Annotated in this window: 15 protein-coding genes; 5 read left to right on the top strand and 10 right to left on the bottom strand. The window is 55.1% G+C overall.

The window, feature by feature from the left end; translation table 11 throughout:
- Positions 1–73: 73 nt before the first annotated feature.
- The 7 genes from KKW20_RS11580 to cysQ form a co-directional block, all read right to left on the bottom strand.
- Complete coding sequence (locus tag KKW20_RS11580; RefSeq protein WP_214568051.1) at positions 74–1492, bottom strand: sulfotransferase family 2 domain-containing protein; 1419 nt, start codon at positions 1490–1492, stop codon at positions 74–76.
- A gap of 16 nt (positions 1493–1508) precedes the next feature.
- Positions 1509–3206, bottom strand: a complete 1698-nt coding sequence (locus KKW20_RS11585; RefSeq protein ID WP_214568052.1) for a beta-1,6-N-acetylglucosaminyltransferase — start codon at positions 3204–3206, stop codon at positions 1509–1511.
- The gene (locus tag KKW20_RS11590; protein WP_214568053.1) at positions 3203–4213 is read right to left on the bottom strand and encodes a glycosyltransferase family 2 protein; all 1011 of its coding nucleotides are present in this window, start codon (positions 4211–4213) and stop codon (positions 3203–3205) included. Before KKW20_RS11590 ends, KKW20_RS11585 begins: the two co-directional genes overlap by 4 nt.
- A gap of 166 nt (positions 4214–4379) precedes the next feature.
- A complete protein-coding gene (locus tag KKW20_RS11595; protein WP_214568054.1) occupies positions 4380–5420 on the bottom strand; it encodes a glycosyltransferase family 2 protein in 1041 nt (346 codons plus the stop codon).
- Positions 5421–5423: 3 nt separating this feature from the next.
- Entirely contained in the window at positions 5424–6317 is an 894-nt protein-coding gene (gene galU / locus KKW20_RS11600) for a UTP--glucose-1-phosphate uridylyltransferase GalU (protein ID WP_214568055.1), read from the bottom strand.
- Between the two features lie 277 nt (positions 6318–6594).
- Positions 6595–7398, bottom strand: coding sequence for a 3-deoxy-manno-octulosonate cytidylyltransferase (locus tag KKW20_RS11605; protein WP_214568056.1), 804 nt, complete (start codon positions 7396–7398; stop codon positions 6595–6597).
- On the bottom strand, positions 7395–8165 hold the full coding sequence (cysQ, locus tag KKW20_RS11610; RefSeq protein WP_425514276.1) for a 3'(2'),5'-bisphosphate nucleotidase CysQ: 771 nt from the start codon (positions 8163–8165) through the stop codon (positions 7395–7397). The genes KKW20_RS11605 and cysQ overlap by 4 nt, the downstream gene beginning before the upstream one ends.
- A gap of 160 nt (positions 8166–8325) precedes the next feature.
- Here cysQ and KKW20_RS11615 point away from each other — a divergent pair, with 160 nt between their 5' ends.
- Both KKW20_RS11615 and KKW20_RS11620 read left to right on the top strand, forming a co-directional pair.
- Complete coding sequence (locus tag KKW20_RS11615; RefSeq protein ID WP_214568058.1) at positions 8326–9150, top strand: ABC transporter permease; 825 nt, start codon at positions 8326–8328, stop codon at positions 9148–9150.
- A complete protein-coding gene (locus KKW20_RS11620; protein WP_214568059.1) occupies positions 9147–9764 on the top strand; it encodes an SH3 domain-containing protein in 618 nt (205 codons plus the stop codon). The genes KKW20_RS11615 and KKW20_RS11620 overlap by 4 nt, the downstream gene beginning before the upstream one ends.
- A gap of 15 nt (positions 9765–9779) precedes the next feature.
- On the opposite strand, the gene KKW20_RS11625 is transcribed toward KKW20_RS11620, so the two are convergent.
- Positions 9780–10397 carry an alpha-ketoglutarate-dependent dioxygenase AlkB family protein gene (locus KKW20_RS11625; protein WP_214568060.1) on the bottom strand — a complete coding sequence of 206 codons (618 nt, stop codon included), beginning with the start codon at positions 10395–10397 and terminating at the stop codon, positions 9780–9782.
- A 192-nt stretch (positions 10398–10589) separates the two neighbouring features.
- Here KKW20_RS11625 and dnaK point away from each other — a divergent pair, with 192 nt between their 5' ends.
- The 3 genes from dnaK (at position 10590) to radC (ending at position 14563) form a co-directional block, all read left to right on the top strand.
- Positions 10590–12509 carry a molecular chaperone DnaK gene (gene dnaK, locus KKW20_RS11630; protein ID WP_214568061.1) on the top strand — a complete coding sequence of 640 codons (1920 nt, stop codon included), beginning with the start codon at positions 10590–10592 and terminating at the stop codon, positions 12507–12509.
- A 64-nt stretch (positions 12510–12573) separates the two neighbouring features.
- Positions 12574–13722 (top strand): molecular chaperone DnaJ, encoded by a 1149-nt coding sequence (gene dnaJ / locus KKW20_RS11635; RefSeq protein WP_214568062.1) that lies wholly within the window; start codon positions 12574–12576, stop codon positions 13720–13722.
- A gap of 70 nt (positions 13723–13792) precedes the next feature.
- Positions 13793–14563 (top strand): RadC family protein, encoded by a 771-nt coding sequence (gene radC / locus KKW20_RS11640; RefSeq protein ID WP_214568063.1) that lies wholly within the window; start codon positions 13793–13795, stop codon positions 14561–14563.
- A 20-nt stretch (positions 14564–14583) separates the two neighbouring features.
- Here radC and KKW20_RS11645 read toward each other — a convergent pair whose 3' ends face one another.
- Both KKW20_RS11645 and KKW20_RS11650 read right to left on the bottom strand, forming a co-directional pair.
- Entirely contained in the window at positions 14584–16152 is a 1569-nt protein-coding gene (locus KKW20_RS11645; protein WP_214568064.1) for a phosphate ABC transporter substrate-binding/OmpA family protein, read from the bottom strand.
- Between the two features lie 135 nt (positions 16153–16287).
- Positions 16288–17409 (bottom strand): hypothetical protein, encoded by a 1122-nt coding sequence (locus tag KKW20_RS11650; protein ID WP_214568065.1) that lies wholly within the window; start codon positions 17407–17409, stop codon positions 16288–16290.
- Positions 17410–17418 lie beyond the last annotated feature (9 nt).

Below are 17418 nucleotides of genomic sequence, written 5' to 3' on the forward strand. Positions count from 1 at the left end.
CCCACCCAATAGACCCCCACAAACACAAAGGGCCCGTGCGATTGCCGGGCCCTTTGTCATTCGTCAATGGCGCTCATCGCCGCCAAGGGCGAAACCCAAACATCATATAATCACGCTGATAAAGCTTGCGAATCTTGCCCTCGATCTCGTCATCGTAAGTCTCGGCCAGAGTAAAGGGCGTATCGGGTTGTTCTGCCGCAAGTTGCGGGGCGGCCTCGGCCATGCCTTTTTCACCCAGAATCCCCACGAGCCCTTCGGCCAGCTGATCTTCGCGCAAGACATGGTCGGGCAGGGAAAATCCCGCGAATCCCTGCAACACCGCTGATTGTGATGCCCAGCCTGCATCCACGCGGATCCCGGTTTGCCCCTTCAGGTTTTTGTCAACGAAGTCGACAAATTGCGCAAAGGCCGCTTTATGCGCAGCCAAACTCCAACCGTCGCCCGGTTCTGCCTCGGGCAACTCCACACCATAGCTTTCGCGCAGCGCGTGTTTGATGTCCCAATATGTATCTTCGCCATGGTTCACCAGATGCTTGCAAAACACGGCATGCAGGCGCGCAACAGGATGGCGCAGCACGGTAAAGCTGCGATGGCCTTTGTGCTGACGCTTCCACTGGCGCAACGTCTTTTGCGTGAACCCCTCGTCTGTTGCACCCATCCGACCCAGCCAATCGGTCACACGATCCATCGGGCCGCCCTTGACTGGCATAAACACCAGACCGGCAGCATCGGACATCACATAAGACGTCACAGCCGCCGGGCGCGACGGTTCAAAGTTTGGAATCTTGTGCAGATCAAAGAAATCAATCGCGGCAATTGTTTCTTCAAGCTTGTCGAAGTTCACCACTTTTTCAGAAAGCGTTTCCGGGTTTTGCTTTTTGAACTTACCGGCAAATTCGGTGATCTCACCCTCTTCGCCAAGAAACCGTGCAAGCCCGTTGATCACACCAATGTCCTGCGCATCTTCGTAGTCCACATAAAACGCAGTCTGACCGCTGCGCTGCAACCGGTCCTTGATTTGCAGCTGAAAGTTTTTCATGCGGTAAAACAGGCGCTCAAATTCCCAACCATGAAAGGTCGCTTGCTTTTTGATCACGTCATGCACGTCGTTCAACTGCCACTGATCAGTTTCCCAAGCGATCTTGCGCGAGACATAGCTTTCGACGTGATTGCGGGTCAGCACCACTTTGGCACAGCGCGGATCATCAATCAGCATCTCAAACACGCGCGGATCATGGTCGTGGAAAAACCGAAATCCCGGCAGACCCTTTGTGCCTTTTTTGATCGCATCAATCAGCACCATCGGATCCTTATCACGCGCCTCAGTTGTCACCCCAAACAGCTCTTTTGTTTTCGGGGACACCATAAAATAGGGGTTAAACGCCTCGCCATAACAGGTCAGGCCGGAAAACTGGTCCAGATTGCTTTCCAGGAAATTGGACCCGGTGCGCATTTCGGCAAAGATGATGAAGCAATCGAATTGTCGGGTCATGGGGTGGCTCTGCCTGTCACTTGATCAAATAGGGTTTGCGGGTATCACGCGGCGTTTGTACGGGGTCGACACCCGAAGGGTAATCGCCCATCAAATAGGGCTGCATCCCCTGGTTTTTCAGATTCTGCAGGAATTGTCCAAAGCCATCAAGCTCTACCATTTTTGGGGCCTCGGTCAGGCGTGTGTTCATGCGACCGCCAATTTCATCCAGGATCAACTGCAGCGGTTCCATTGGGTTTTGAACGAATTCCGCCATGGTCCAGATGCGAATACGCGCGCGCGAATAACCCGACCGTAGAATATCCAGATGGTCACTTTCGATTTTTTGCAGTTTGGCCGCTTGTCTGCGAATGTCACTGAAATTCTGCTTGGAGTGATAAAGCGGTACCGCCCAAGCCCCCGATACGACCGAGATATAGGCGTTGGGGTCTTTGGCCATGTCCCAACTGATCTTCTGGTTGTCAGCAGGGCCAAATTGGAAACATTGCCGCTCTCCGCGGGTTGACCAAATAAGGTTGGTCAGAAATCCGCGTGGATCATAGTCACGCAGTGCGGCGTTGTCGGTCAGCGCGCCGCTAAATTCGCTCTGCCCGCCCGAAAACTCGGCGCGTTCAGGCGCGAACAAATGCCCATGTACACGGCCCCCGACGGCGCGTTCCAGCCAGCTGTCGAAATCCTCAAACACTTCGGTAAAGCCTTCGAACACCGCATATGGGCTGCCGGTCAAGCCATTTTCAAAACCCATACGCGGATAGCGACTTTGCATGTAAAGGCCCGGACGACCGCGCGTGCGCCGCTCCACTGCTTTGGAAAAGATCCGATCAATCTTGCCGGGATTGGGTTCCGCCCCGCTCATGATCGAGGCCGCATCCGACAAAAAGCTGTCGTAGAGCTTGTCGGCCTGTGGCCAGATTTTGCGCGCGACAAAGCAATCAGACCGGCGCAGCAATTGTAGGTGATCATCATAGAAAATATGCGGTTTTCCCTGATAATCAAACTTCGAAAGGGTCAGCGAACGGCTTTCGATATTGGTTGAAAACTGCCGCACCAAAGTCTGGTAATAGCTTTCATCAGGGATCCAGACCTTTTGGAAATAGGTGTCATATTGTTCACGGTCAGGATCATTCAGAATGTCAGACAGGGTTTGCCGGGTCAGACACCACCATTGGCTGCCCAGATGCGGCGTCAATCCAACGGGGATCTTGCGTTTGAATTTCAGCCGCCGTTGCAACCGCACATAGGCATCAAACAGCGAACGATGACGTTTCCACGAAAATGGGAAGCGTAGGGTAAAGCGTTCTTTGTCCAGCCCGCCCACAGTCCACGGCACATCTTCGGTGGTGACGCTTTCAATGAAATTAGTCTTTGGACGATTGGCCAGATAATCCTGCATTTCCTGTATCGGGCGCAAGGGCAGGCAGGACCCAGAGGCCAAAATCACATGGCTGATCTCTGGAAAGCTTTTCAACATCAGCTCTGACGCGGTTTGACTGGCGGCGACCAACGACCATGTGCCCCATTCGCATTTATGACGGCCGCAAAAGCGCACATTCTCAAGATCCGCCAGATCATTCACAAAACTGGCATAGGCGCGGCGCTTTACGCGTTTGTCGACATGGATCACCACCGGGCAACCATGCCCCGCCCAATGGCGCACCAACTGTCCCGCGCGATCTAGCGCATCGTGGACCAGCATGACGACACCCAAACTCATGCCCAATTGCCTTTTGACATGATCCCAAGGATCTCAAGCTGGCGCCAATTGATGTATTTCTCACTCCATTTACACCACAGATCCGGGTTGTCTTTCAGGTGTTGTTGATAGGCCCGGTATTCATGGCTTCCGGCGTAATGCTGACCGCGCTTCAACTCTTCTTCTGCCTTGGCCGAAAACGTATCGAGGAATTTTGCATGCAGCAAACAGCCCGACGCCTTTTCCCCACCCCATTCGTCATACACAAGGTTCAGCCCACGCGGCAGAATGGTGTGGGTCGAGCTGAGATAGGTGTAATTCTTGTCCCATTTCACCAGCGGGATCTTGTTCAAAGCCGGGGCGCGTTTCGGGTCATCCTGGAAAAAAGCCCGCGTGCGCGGCCCGCCTTGTATCCATAGGTTCCCGTAAAAATTATTCTTCTGGATCATGTAATTGCCGCTGTCGAACCAGCACGCAATATCAAACGGGTCCTGCCCCTCGCGGTAGGGCTGCGCATCCAGCGCCCCCTTTGGATACATATCCAAGAGCATCGCCCCAAACGAGCGCACGCCCGATGCATCCAGCCAATCGGTCAATGCGCGCAAGGGACGGGTATCACAAAACGGATAAACCAGAAACTCATCCGGGTCGACCACCAAGGTCCAATGCCCATCAGCATATTTGCGTTGCAACCAATTCAACCAATCAACACCAAAATGCGAGCGTTTATAGCTGGCATTTGTGCGCCAAAGCGAAACATCTTCTTGTTCAGCAAGATATTCCCGCCCGCCGTCGTCCGACCCATTGTCGACGATAAAGAAATGGCTGACGCCAAGGTCACGGTAATATTTCAGGAAAAACGGTAGCCGAATACGTTCATTGCGCAGGGTAGAGAAAACCAAAATGTCTTCTGGTCGGATCGCACGCGTCCGATTGACAACTTCCGTCAGTTCCCTGCGCTTTCGAAACGCACGAACTTGGCGGCGTTTACGTTGCAGCCTTAGGCGATATGATGTCCAGGCGCCCAAATCTCTTCCACTGCCCCTTGCACTTATTGTCAGCTATCACGTTGCGGTTCACAAACCGACCCAAAAAGACACAACGGCTTCGACCGCAATTGATCCCACTTTACGAACAATACCTTAGATTTATCCATACATGTGACAATTATGGGGGTAAACTGTTTATACAGTTTTAATCCCAGCCTCCCGTTGAAATCAGCCCCAATTCAACCAGTTGTAACCAATCACGAAAGCGCAGGGCGTGGTCTGACCACAAATTGGGCGCCGCGCTGATCCCGTCATAATAGGCATCAAACTGATCCGGTTGACCGAAGTGTTCGCGCCGATCCTTTTCTTCGCGCGATCGTTCCAAAATCCCCGGCAAAAACTTTGTGTGTAAAAGCGCGCCGGACAAACGACCATCGCCGGAAACCACCTGTGGCCCATCCCATTGCAAGTTCATTTTTGGCGGCAGCATAGAGTGGGTGGAGTTGGCATAGGTATATCTGCGGTTCCATTTCACCAGCGGCAGCTTGTTCAGCGTGGGGGCCTGCTCTGGCCGGGTTGGGAAAAACACCCTGTCGCGCGGGCCGCCCTGAAGCCACAGGTTTTGCATCGGGGTCTGGCGACACACACGATAGGGGGCTGCATCAAACCAATTCAGAACCTCGGTGGGGTCTTGTTCAGGGTGATAGGATTGCTGCCCCAACACCCCCTTGGGAAAGAGATCCAGCATCATTGCGCCCAGCGCATGGGCGCCGGTTTCCTCCAGCCGTGCGGTAAGCGCATTTAGGTCGCGCGTGTCCCAATGGGGGTAGACCAGGATCTCATCGGCATCCACGCTGAGACACCAGGCGTCATGACCATATCGAAATTGCAACCACGTCATCCAGTCGACCCCAAACCGCGAGGCTTTGTAACTGGCATCCGTGCGCCACAGCGAGACATCCGGCTGATCCGCCAGCATCGCGACAGACCCATCGTCGCTGTCATTGGCCACAACCATGAAATGCCCTACGCCAAGCCGCCTGTAATGGGCCAAAAAAAAGGGCAGGCGCTGGGCCTCGTTGCGGAGGGTGGTAAACGCGAGGATCTGCCCCGGCTCGATCTGATCAGTACGATCCACGACCGGGGTCAACTGGCGACGTGACCGAATGGATCGCAACAAAAGACGGCGGCGTTTTAGGCGCAGTTTATACGACGCCCAAAATCCCGGCCCGCCCTCAGCCGTCATCGTTTACTCGGCTGCTTTTTGCTGTGCGACAAGGTCGTTCAAGAAGCCCGAGAACTCATCATGCAATTCTTCGCGGGCCAAACCGAAAGAAACGGTGGCCTGAAGGAAGCCAGCCTTGGATCCGCAATCAAACCGGCGCCCGCGGAATCGATAGCCGTAAACTTCACGTTCCTGCTCCAGCTCTTGTGCAATGGCGTCGGTCAGTTGGATTTCACCGCCCGCACCACTTTTGATCTTGTTCAGATTGCGCAAAATGTCCGGGGTCAGAATATATCGTCCAATCACCGCCAGATTTGAGGGGGCATCTTCCATGGAGGGTTTTTCCACCATGCCACGGGCCGAGACCAGCGCGCCCATGTCTTCCTTAATATCAAGCACGCCATAAGAGGATGCTTTTTCCGGCGGAACTTCCATCGCGGCAACCATACAGCCACCGGTTTCTTGATAGGCTTCAACCATCTGCTGAAGGCAGGGTTTTTCGGCAGCGATCACATCATCCGGCAGGATCACGGCGAAAGGCTCATTGCCAATCAGTCGCCGTGCGCACCAAACCGCGTGGCCCAAGCCAAGCGCTTTGTGCTGACGCATATAGGCAATCGCGCCGCTGTCCATATTGGTGTCTTTGAGGATCTCAAGCAGATCATCTTTGCCCTTTTTGCGCAGCTCTTGTTCCAGCACGGGCGAGTTGTCGAAGTAATCCTCAAGCGCGCCTTTGCCGCGCGAGGTTACAAAGATGAATTCTTTGATCCCGGCGGCGCGCGCCTCATCAATGGCGTATTGGATCAGGGGGCGATCCACCAGCGTCATGATTTCTTTGGGGATGGATTTGGTTGCTGGAAGGAAGCGTGTTCCTAGGCCCGCAACCGGGAAAATGGCTTTGGTAACTTTACGTTTCATGTCTGTCCCACCTCATTTGCACTCATTCACACTAGGAAACCATTTGCCTTGGTTCGGCCCGTTCGCCTTTACCCCAATGTTTTCGCACAACATTGTTTTTTTATTAAGGCTAGCGTTTTCCACTAAATTGTCACTTGTTTTTTATGTCTACCCACAGCGTAGCGGGATCAAACAACGCCGGTTGGGCAAAACCGTGACATTATCGTGACGCCACTTTCCCACGTTAAGAAACCATTACGTGAAATATCCCGCTGGCATCAACCCAAACGCGCGCTGGCTAGTCAACCTGCATCCCGCGCAGCATCTCTTCGATCCGGGGAACATCTTCGGGGTTATTTAACTCCCAAAACTGTCGCCCTTTGGCGTCAACTTCGATGCATTGCACCGGGCGTTCTCGTTCCAAAAACCGCAATTGCTCAAGACCTTCTAGTGTTTCCAATGGCCCCGGTGCCCAGCGCGGATATGCGGCAAGGGCAGAGGGGCGATAGGCATACACTCCCACATGATGAAACACGGATGTAGGGGAATTCGGCGCGGTTTCTGACCCACCCGTATAGGGGATCACCTCCTTCGAGAAATAAAGCGCCTTTCCCTCGGCCCCAAAGACCACCGTTGTTCCGCCAACACGCCCCGCACGACGGTCGTCTTGAAACCCCATCAAGGCGCGGCCATCAGCACGCAAGACGGGTGTGGCAACCTCGGCTGTGGGGTGCGCCATCAAGCCTTGGACCAAATCCTCAATGAACCAATGCGGCGTCAGCGGCGCGTCGCCTTGCAGGTTCACCACCACGTCAAATCCCCCGCCCAGCGCATCCAAGGCTTCGGCGCAGCGTTCAGTTCCGTTTTGACAGTCAGACGAGGTCATCACCACGTCGGCCCCAAACCCCTGTGCCACCTCAGAAATACGCGCATCATCCGTGGCCACAACCACACGGTCGATGCCCTGAACCTCTTGTGCGGCTTCCCAGCTGCGTTGGATCAAGGGTTTCGCCACACCAGACGCACCACGCAAAGGCGCAAGCGCCTTTCCGGGATATCGGGTTGAAGCATAACGAGCGGGAATGACGATCAGCGTTTTCATGCGGGTTTCAGATCCACGCCCTTGGCGTAAGCAATGAAAAACGGGTTTTCATAGATCGGTTTGCCGTAGGTCAGTGGCGAATGATCGTCAAAACGCACAACCGCCCCCCCGGCCCCGTTTAAAACCGCATGTCCGGCCGCCGTGTCCCACTCCATCGTGCGCCCGACACGCGGATAAATGTCCGCCTCGCCTGTGGCCACCAAACAGAACTTCAGGCTGGATCCCGCAGACCGGCTGTCGCGCACCGCATATTTGTTGATGTAATCATCGGTGGCCTGATCGCGGTGCGATTTTGAGGCAACAATCATCAGCGCATCATTGTCGGGGGTCGAGACGTTGATCTCTTTGACCTCGCCCTGAGCGTCCTTGTTGAACGGCCCCATTTCCTCAACGCTTTGACCGTCGGCACGGGTGAAAAACATCCGCTCGCGGTAAGGCGCATAGACCACGCCGCGAATGGGGGATCCGTCTTTGACGTAAGCAATATTCACGGTGAAATCACCGCGTCGCAGGACAAATTCTTTGGTGCCATCCAGGGGATCGACAATCAAAAATTCATCGGCCTGCAAATCATGACTGTCGGCCTGTTCTTCTGTCACCAAAAGCACATCCGGGAACGCCGCGCGCAGACCTTTGGAAATCAACGCATCCGCCGCTTCATCCGCCGCCGTGACCGGGCTGTCGTCCGATTTCGCCCGTACATCAAAGTCATCCGAGTTATAGATTTCCATAATGACATCGCCTGCCTCCAGAGCCAAACGACGCATTACCCCTTCTAAACGATCAAAATCCAAACTCTCGCTCCTTAAATTCGGTGATATTCGGCGCTGTTGCCATGATTTCCTTCCTCTCTTATGGTTTCAAGGTAAAGGAACAGCAAGAATTCCCGTGTATTATTCGAGTGCAATCGACGCAAAAGGCAAAAATATGTTTCAAGCCTCCAGTAAAAAACAGTCCCGGGTCGAGGCCGCGTGGTCGATGGGTGAGGTGATTTACCACGCCACCGTGCGCTCTGTGCGTCAGGCCCATTCTAACGCGCTGTTTGGTTTGCTGATCAATATGATGCAGACCATGATCCTGGTGGGGGTGTTTTTCCTGCTGTTCTCACTTATGGGGCGCGGCGGGGGCAAAGTTCGCGGCGATTTTCTGTTATACATCATGACCGGGATCTTCCTGTTCATGACCCATGTGAAAACCATGAAATCGGTCTCATCAGCCGCCGGGCCAACATCCTCGATGATGCAGCACGCCCCAATGAACACCTTTATTTCCATTTCTTCATCGGCGCTGAGCGAGCTTTATACCCAGGTGTTATCGGTGTCCGTGGTGCTGTCTATCTATGAATTATGGACCGGGAATGTCACGTTTCAGCACATACAAGGTGTTGTGGGCATGTTTTTGTTGGCGTGGTTCTCCGGGCTCTGCGTCGGGCTAAATTTTCTGGCGCTTAAGCCGTGGTTCCCGCAATTTTCCAGAGTAGCAACACAGATCTATTCGCGCGCAAATATGATTGCCTCGGGGAAAATGTTCCTTGCCAATACGTTACCAAGTACAATGTTGGCGATGTTCGACTGGAACCCGCTGTTTCATATTATTGACCAAGCACGCGGCTTTACCTTTGTGAATTACAATCCTCATTACTCCAACACGCTCTATCCTCTTTTGGTGTCACTGGTGTTGTTGTTTACCGGCATGCTGGGCGAAAGCTATACCCGCAAACATGCATCCGCCAGTTGGGGAGCCAAAAATTGAAGACTCTCTTTCTCATTGTTTTTACAGTACTTATTCCACTTCACCTTTCCGCAAACCCTTTCCCGGCGCTTTACAACGTCACAGGTGTCGCCAGCGACGATGTCCTGAATGTCCGCGCCGCCCCACATGCAGGTGCGGAAAAGATTGGCGCGCTTTCTTATGCGCAAACTCAGGTCGAAGTCGTGTCCACCTCTGATGATCACACATGGGGGTTGGTGAATATCGGCGAAGGCGCGGGTTGGGTTTCAATGGCCTATCTGCAACGCTTACCCGGGCAGGAATGGGGCAGCTTTAACATGCCCGCCGGCTGCTACGGAACCGAACCGTTTTGGAGCGTGACAGGCATGCAAGGCGATCAAATCATCCTTGAAGAAACCTCTGACACACCGTTCACCTACCACCTGATCGCCAGCATGAGCAGCATTGGCAACATCGGTTCACATTGGCTGGTTGGAGAGAATGGCGGGCGCAATATCCATATTACCTTCCGCCGAACCAGCTGTCACGACGGCATGTCGGATCGTGAATATGGTTTGGCTGTGGATCTCTATGCCGACACAGACGACAACGGTCCGCTGGCGCTGACAGGGTGTTGCTTGCTGGCACCACAATAGCGCGAACAAGCTTGGCTAGCGCACGACGCGAAGGGTCAGATTGATCCGCCCATGGTGCGGTAGAAGATCGCTGGACCCAAACCGCAAACGGTCCACACCGTGAAAGGCCAAGCGCGCCGCGCCGCCCAACACCAAGACGTCCCCGGAATTCAGCCACGTTGATTGTGTCTTGCCGCCCCGTGTGGTGCTGCCGATGCGAAACAACGCATCATCACCAAGCGAGAGCGACACAACCGGAAAGCTGAAATCCCCCTCATCGCTGTCTTGGTGAAGCCCCATTTTGGCCCCCTCGCCGTAATAGTTCACCAAGCCGCAATCAGGTGGCACATCACATCCAGACACGGCGCGCCAAACATCCAACACCTCGGGTGGAATATCCGGCCACACCCCACCCGCTGGATGAAGCGCGTCATAACGATATCCGCGCCGGTCACTGACCCAACCAACCCGCCCACAAGAGGTCATGCGCACTGACATTTTCTTGCCCGACGCCGTCACCGGGTGGAAAAGTGGCGCGTCGGCCACAACCCGCCGCACGGCATTTACCATCACCAATTGGGCGTCACGATCCAACAACCCCTTGAAAATTTTCGCCCCATTAAGGTCCAGAGGGGCTAAATCTTGCGAAAACATGTCCAAAACCCTGAAAATGACTCGTTTTTTTGCACAAAACCCACCCTTCAAAAGCTTGCAGGGGTGCATTTGCCTTCTTATATACGCCGAGACGCTGAGTGTGGACGATCCATATTCGGCTGGAAATTGGGATCAGGGGCCGATGCTTTGCAAGGTCGGTTCCTTAAACATCGCCTAGAAGAGGATATAAGTATGGCCAAAGTCATTGGTATTGACCTCGGGACCACCAACTCCTGCGTTGCCATCATGGATGGTTCACAGCCCCGAGTTATCGAAAACGCCGAGGGTGCCCGCACCACCCCATCAATTGTCGCCTTTAAAGACGACGAACGTCTGGTTGGCCAAGCCGCCAAACGCCAAGCTGTGACCAACCCGGACAACACCATCTTTGGTGTGAAACGTCTGATCGGTCGTCGCGCAGATGATGCGAACCTTGCTAAAGATAAAAAGCACCTTCCATTTGCCGTTGTTGACGGTGGCAATGGGGATGCATGGGTCGAAGCCTCGGGTGAGAAATACTCCCCCTCGCAAATCTCGGCCTTTATTCTTGGCAAGATGAAAGAAACCGCCGAGAGCTATCTTGGCGAAGACGTGACCCAAGCGGTCATCACCGTTCCTGCCTATTTCAACGACGCCCAGCGTCAGGCCACCAAAGACGCCGGTAAAATTGCCGGTCTCGAAGTGCTGCGGATCATCAACGAGCCGACAGCGGCGGCCCTGGCCTATGGTCTGGACAAAGAAGAAACCCAAACCATCGCGGTCTATGACCTTGGTGGCGGTACCTTCGATGTGACCATTCTGGAAATCGACGACGGCTTGTTCGAAGTGAAATCGACCAACGGCGACACCTTCCTGGGTGGCGAAGACTTCGATATGCGCATCGTGCAGTATCTGGTCGACGAGTTCAAAAAAGAGAACCAGGTTGACCTGTCGAAAGACAAGATGGCCCTGCAGCGTCTGAAAGAAGCCGCTGAGAAAGCCAAGATCGAACTGTCGTCCGCACAAACCACCGAGATCAACCAGCCGTTCATCTCGATGGGTGCAGATGGTGCGCCACTTCACATGGTGATGAAGCTGACCCGCGCCAAGTTGGAAAGCCTTGTGGCAGAGCTGATCAAACGCTCGCTCAAGCCTTGTCAGGCCGCGCTGAAAGATGCCGGTTTGTCCACCGGCGACATCGACGAAGTGGTTTTGGTCGGTGGTATGACCCGCATGCCGCGCGTTGTGGAAGAAGTGACCAAATTCTTCGGCAAAGAGCCGCATAAAGGTGTGAACCCGGACGAAGTTGTGGCCATGGGCGCCGCCATTCAGGCCGGCGTTCTGCAGGGTGACGTTAAGGATGTTGTGCTGCTCGACGTGACCCCGCTGTCACTGGGCATCGAAACGCTGGGTGGCGTGTTCACCCGTCTGATCGACCGCAACACCACGATCCCGACCAAAAAGTCGCAAATCTTCTCGACCGCCGAAGACAGCCAAAACGCAGTGACCCTGCGGGTGTTCCAAGGTGAACGTGAGATGGCCGCGGACAACAAGATGCTTGGCCAGTTCAATCTGGAAGACATCCCACCCGCACCACGCGGCATGCCGCAGATCGAAGTGACCTTTGACATCGACGCCAACGGCATCGTTGAAGTGGCCGCCAAAGACAAAGGCACCAACAAAGAGCACAAGATCACCATCCAAGCCTCGGGTGGTTTGTCGGACGAAGACATCGAAGCCATGGTGAAAGATGCCGAAGCCAACGCCGACGCCGATAAAGAGCGTAAAGAGTTGGTCGAAGCCCGCAACCAAGCCGAAAGCCTGATCCACTCGACCGAAAAATCGATGGAAGAGCATAACGACAAGGTTGACCCAACCACGATTGAGGCCATCGAACTGGCAATTGCCGCGCTGAAGGACGATCTGGAAAAAGACGATATCGCAGCTGACAAGCTGAAGTCTGGTGTTCAGAACGTCACCGAAGCGGCGATGAAGTTGGGCGAGGCGATTTACAAGTCGCAGCAAGAAGAAGCTGCCGGTGAAGAGCCAGAAGAAGCCGAAGGCCCTCGTGCCGCAGACGACGATATTGTTGACGCCGATTTCGAAGACCTCGACGGCGACAAACGCTCGTAACTCTCCTTAGGCAACGGGATGGCCTGCTTCTGCGGGCCATCCCCCTCCTCACAGGAGAATACCAATGTCAAAACGTGATTATTATGATGTTCTGGGGGCCCAGAAAGGCGCGTCTTCGGACGAGCTGAAAAAGGCCTATCGCAGAAAAGCGAAAGAGCTTCACCCGGATCGCAACTCCGACAATCCTGACGCCGAAGCGCAGTTCAAAGAAGTGAACGAAGCGTATGAGGTGTTGAAAGACGGTGACAAAAAGGCGGCTTATGACCGCTATGGTCATGCGGCTTTCGAAGGGGGCATGGGGTCGCGTCATGGCGGCGGGGCGGGTCAAGGCGACTTTGCCAGCGCGTTCTCAGACGTGTTTGACGACCTGTTTGGCGACTTTATGGGTGGCCAAGGCGGGGGTCGCGGTGGTGGTCGTTCGCGCGCACAACGCGGGTCTGACCTGCGCTATAACCTGCGTGTGACGCTGGAAGAGGCCTTCACCAGTATCCAGCAAACCATCAATGTCCCCACCTCTGTCAGCTGCGAAGGCTGTAACGGAACCGGTGCTGAATCCGGTGCGGAACCCACCATGTGTCCGACCTGTTCAGGCATGGGGAAGGTCCGCGCGCAACAGGGTTTCTTTACCGTTGAACGCGCTTGTCCCACCTGTCAGGGTATGGGTCAGATGATCAAGAACCCCTGCAAATCTTGCGGTGGTGCTGGGCGGACGGAAAAAGAACGCTCGCTGTCTGTGAACATCCCGGCGGGTGTTGAAACCGGCACGCGCATTCGTCTTGCTGGCGAAGGCGAAGCGGGGCTGCGTGGCGGACCCTCTGGCGATCTTTACATCTTTATCGAGGTGCAACCGCATCAGATTTTCGATCGCGAAGGCACGCATCTTCACTGTCGCATTCCCGTTTCAATGACCTCTGCCGCCCTTGGCGGAGACATCGAAGTGCCAACCATCGACGGCGGACGTTCACGCGTGAAAATTCCAGCCGGAAGCCAATCTGGCCGCCAAATGCGCCTGCGCAGCAAAGGCATGCCCGGCTTGCGGGGTGGCCCGGTGGGCGACATGTATATCGAGCTGTCCGTGGAAACACCGGTCAATCTGACCTCTCGCCAAAAAGAAATGCTGCGGGAATTTGAAAACATGTCCGAAGAGAACAACCCCGAAAGCACCAATTTCTTTTCCAAAGTGAAGGGATTTTGGGACGGGATGACCTCATAGGGCACCAAGACAGTCTAAAGCAGAGGCGTTTGTTAACCTTTGCTTTACCAAAGCGTGGAAGGGTTGGTGTATGGCACATCAACCCTTTTCTTTTGGCGAAAGGCCACAATCACTGTTTGATACGGACGAGGCGATGCCCGTTCCCGTGAAGCAGGAAAAAGGCCGCCTGCCCTCTTACATCAAAGATCACCGCAAGCGATTGCGCGATCGCTTTATGTCTGGTGGTGCCGCGGCCTTGCCGGATTACGAAATGCTCGAACTCGTGCTTTTTCGTGCCATCCCACGTCAGGACGTAAAGCCCTTGGCGCGGCGCTTGCTGGACCGGTTTGGGGATTTCAACGGGGTGATTTCCGCCCCAATTGTGCGCCTTCAGGAACAAGCCGGCGTTGGTCCATCCGTCATTACAGAACTTAAGATCGTCGAAGCAGCCGCACATCGTTTGGCGCGCTCTCGCGTGATGCAGCGCCATGTGATTTCATCTTGGGACAGCTTGATCGACTATTGCCACACCACCATGGCGCACCGGGAAACCGAACAGTTTCGCGTGCTTTATCTGGATAAGAAAAACGTGCTGGTGGCCGATGAAGAACAAGCCAAAGGCACCGTGGACCACGTCCCGGTTTATCCACGCGAAGTGGTCAAACGCGCTTTGGAACTAAACGCCTCTGCGCTTATTTTGGTGCACAACCATCCATCCGGGGATCCAACCCCATCAGACAGTGACATGCAGATGACGCGGCAAGTGGAACACGCCGCAACAGCGCTGGGGATTACGCTGCATGATCATTTGGTGATTGGGAAATCGGATGAGCTGAGTTTTCGGGCCCAGGGATTTCTTTGACGCTTACAAAGCGACATTGGTCATCCCGGCCCGTTAACCCAGACCTCGACCCGCCGATTAACACCCCTGCCCCAAGCATTTTCATCGCAGGCCATTGGCAACGCCTCGCCAAACGCTTCGGTCAAAATCGTGACGCGTTCGGGGTCAAACCCTTCAACTTGCGCCAGCACGGCCCGACGCACCGCATCCGCCCTTTTGCGCGCCAGTTTCAGGTTTGCGGCGGCGCCTCCCTGCCCATCGGAGAACCCCACAAAGCTGAGCTGTTTTCCATCAAAACGTCCGGCCTCAAACGCGCGCGCCAGCAAGGTGACGTTCGAGCGCGACGGAGCATCTAAATAGGTCGAGCCCCCCTCAAACCGGAACGTCAAAGACAGCCGGTGCTGCCGCGTCACAAACGCAGACAGGCGCTGCAGGTCGGAAAGCGTCACCTCGGGTCCGGCCTGTGCAATAGCATTGGCAAGGCGGTCCCCTTGATGCGACAGCGGCACATCAGAGATTGCCTGATCCACAAACCCCGCTCTGCGCGTCACCAATTGGGCTGCATCACTGCGCAAATAGTTCAGAAACTCACGCCCAAACTGCGGCATCCGACGCTCTGGAAGATACAGGTAAGTTGGCGTGGTCAACGGATAATCTTCGGCTTTAATGGCCAAGGGGGTGGCGTCCACGCCAAACCCGCAGCGCCCCGAAAGTTGTACGATTTCACCGCTGCCCACATTGGTAAAAGGCGTAATTCCGATGCCAAAAGGGTCGCGCGACACCGCATCAAGCAATTCAGCATTGTCAGGCAGGCGTATCACGTTTTTCGCAAGTCGCACACCTTGCGCCGAGATCACCTTTTTCTCGAAAACCGCGGTGAACCCGGTGTTTTCGGTCAGCAAATAGGCCGTGATCGGGGCGTCTTCCCCGCCGAGCGCCTTCCAATTGGTGATCTTGCCCGCATAGATCGCCGCCAATTGCGACATAGACATGCGGCGCACCGGGTTGCCGGGCGACACCACTGGCACCAGGCCATCCAGCGCAAGCACCCGCGCCTGTCGGTGGCTGCGCAAGTCACCCATGCCCGCCTCATACGCCATCACGCGTTCACGCGAACTAACTTCGCGTTGGGACAGCACCATATCCGCCTCATGCCCCAGAAGGTCTGCAAACCCTTCGCCCGAAGACGTAAGATGAATGGTGACACGCGCGGCCTCTTGCCCGCTGTCCCCTTCATAAAGGGTGTAAAAGATGCTTGGGCCGGGCTGCTCCTCGCGCTTCAAGGCGTACCCCTGTCGCAGCGCAAACCCCTCGACCAAAGCGGGCAACAATACAGCACCCAGGTTTTGCGACCCAGAGATCACCAGATCCGCGACAAAGGGACCAAGGCTTGGACACCCCGGACCATCGCAACTGACGCCGGAGCCATCCACCGTCAGGATGCCATAGTCGGTTTCAATGCGATAAAAGGCGCCGTCATAACCGATCAATGTGCCGGACAGCGTAATGGACCCATCCCGCGCAATCAGCGTGATATCATCCGCAGAGGCTTGATCCACCTGCCAAAAAAGGGAAAGTGCGGCGCAAAGCACCGCACGCAGATAGGTCATAGGCCGCCCCTGCACTACAGAATTCGTTCGACGTAATTATGGCCCAAATTGCCCCAGCAAAACAGTCTTTCTGTCACATATCGGCAGCCTGTTGCCTTTGCGCTTATCCAAGCTGAAAGCGCAAAGGCCTGATCTTTAATTCAAAGCGATCTTAAGATCCTGCGGCAAGCCTTGCAGCACCAGAAACTCGCCTATGGCATCACAGCCCGGCGCGGAAATTGATACGCTCGATTCAACCGGCGCGGTTGATCCATTGGCCCGCAGGAATGTCCCGGCCACCGGCACATTACAGGTGGTTTCCAGAACCTGCGCCTCGATCGAAATCTCAGGGCCTGACATCGACCGCATCATCGTCGCGGGATATGTATAAATGTCAGCGGCATAACCTTGCGACACCGAACCAAGCATGGTGACAAAGCCACCCTGCCCTTGGGTGATACGATCAGCGTTGCCGGGTGCCTCTGCCCAAATATGACCTTCCCCGCCATAATCCGCGCCCTCTTCAAACGCATGAAGTTGCAGGCCAGTGGCCCCTTCCCACACCAGGGCAGCACGGCGGTAAAGGCCAGCATCCGGGATCGTCAGATCAATTTCCGTAAAGGCCCCATCCGCGAGGCGCGCAACAATTTTGGCATCCTTCATCAATGCAGGCAGCACATAAGAACCGTTGCCATTTTCATTTAGACGTTCGGTAAAGCGCAGCCCCGCATGAGAGAATTCCACCTCTGCGTTTGCGCTACATGGGGCTGCAACATCAAGGGTGATCATCGCCATTTTTGCAGGGGTCGCAGCCAGCGACAAAGAGCAGTTATGCGCGGGTTCAGCATCCGCCAACACCGGTGCGATATCAGGTGCAACGTCACCCAAAGCGGCAAGTTTGGTTGCTTCAGCCGGATCAGGTTGCGCCGAAATCGGGTCGGAGGCGCGCAGGTCACTTTGCTCATTCGCCAGTTTTTCCGCATCGACAGGCGCCGTGACAGAAGGCGCGTCCGTAACAGCGACCGTAAGAGAAGCATCTGCGGCGGCGGGCTGGGCTTGTTCCGTGGTTACGCCGGGCAACACCGATGCGGCTTGCACCTGCGCGACGGGCGCATCAAGTGGGGCCACGTTCGCCGGTTGACCGCTTTGCATATAATAGCCAGTGCCCAGTGCAATGGCCAAAGTGGCCACCGCGGTTCCTGCCCGCTTTTTATCAATTCCCTGCAGATCGATGCTTTTCAGATCGATCGCCTTCAACCGCTCAACGATGTCACGCATGACTGCCTC

The sequence above is a fragment of the Aliiroseovarius lamellibrachiae genome, assembly GCF_018599245.1.
GTDB classification, from domain to species: domain Bacteria; phylum Pseudomonadota; class Alphaproteobacteria; order Rhodobacterales; family Rhodobacteraceae; genus Aliiroseovarius; species Aliiroseovarius lamellibrachiae.

What these genes read in the sequence shown, in the direction of transcription:
- KKW20_RS11585 (WP_214568052.1), bottom strand. Translation starts at nt 3,206, where the DNA reads ATGAGTTTGGGTGTCGTCATGCTGGTCCACGATGCGCTAGATCGCGCG.
- KKW20_RS11650 (WP_214568065.1), bottom strand. Translation starts at nt 17,409, where the DNA reads ATGCGTGACATCGTTGAGCGGTTGAAGGCGATCGATCTGAAAAGCATC.
- KKW20_RS11580 (WP_214568051.1), bottom strand. Translation starts at nt 1,492, where the DNA reads ATGACCCGACAATTCGATTGCTTCATCATCTTTGCCGAAATGCGCACC.
- KKW20_RS11595 (WP_214568054.1), bottom strand. Translation starts at nt 5,420, where the DNA reads ATGACGGCTGAGGGCGGGCCGGGATTTTGGGCGTCGTATAAACTGCGC.
- dnaK (WP_214568061.1), top strand. Translation starts at nt 10,590, where the DNA reads ATGGCCAAAGTCATTGGTATTGACCTCGGGACCACCAACTCCTGCGTT.
- dnaJ (WP_214568062.1), top strand. Translation starts at nt 12,574, where the DNA reads ATGTCAAAACGTGATTATTATGATGTTCTGGGGGCCCAGAAAGGCGCG.
- KKW20_RS11615 (WP_214568058.1), top strand. Translation starts at nt 8,326, where the DNA reads ATGTTTCAAGCCTCCAGTAAAAAACAGTCCCGGGTCGAGGCCGCGTGG.
- galU (WP_214568055.1), bottom strand. Translation starts at nt 6,317, where the DNA reads ATGAAACGTAAAGTTACCAAAGCCATTTTCCCGGTTGCGGGCCTAGGA.
- KKW20_RS11625 (WP_214568060.1), bottom strand. Translation starts at nt 10,397, where the DNA reads ATGTTTTCGCAAGATTTAGCCCCTCTGGACCTTAATGGGGCGAAAATT.
- cysQ (WP_425514276.1), bottom strand. Translation starts at nt 8,165, where the DNA reads ATGCGTCGTTTGGCTCTGGAGGCAGGCGATGTCATTATGGAAATCTAT.
- KKW20_RS11605 (WP_214568056.1), bottom strand. Translation starts at nt 7,398, where the DNA reads ATGAAAACGCTGATCGTCATTCCCGCTCGTTATGCTTCAACCCGATAT.
- radC (WP_214568063.1), top strand. Translation starts at nt 13,793, where the DNA reads ATGGCACATCAACCCTTTTCTTTTGGCGAAAGGCCACAATCACTGTTT.
- KKW20_RS11645 (WP_214568064.1), bottom strand. Translation starts at nt 16,152, where the DNA reads ATGACCTATCTGCGTGCGGTGCTTTGCGCCGCACTTTCCCTTTTTTGG.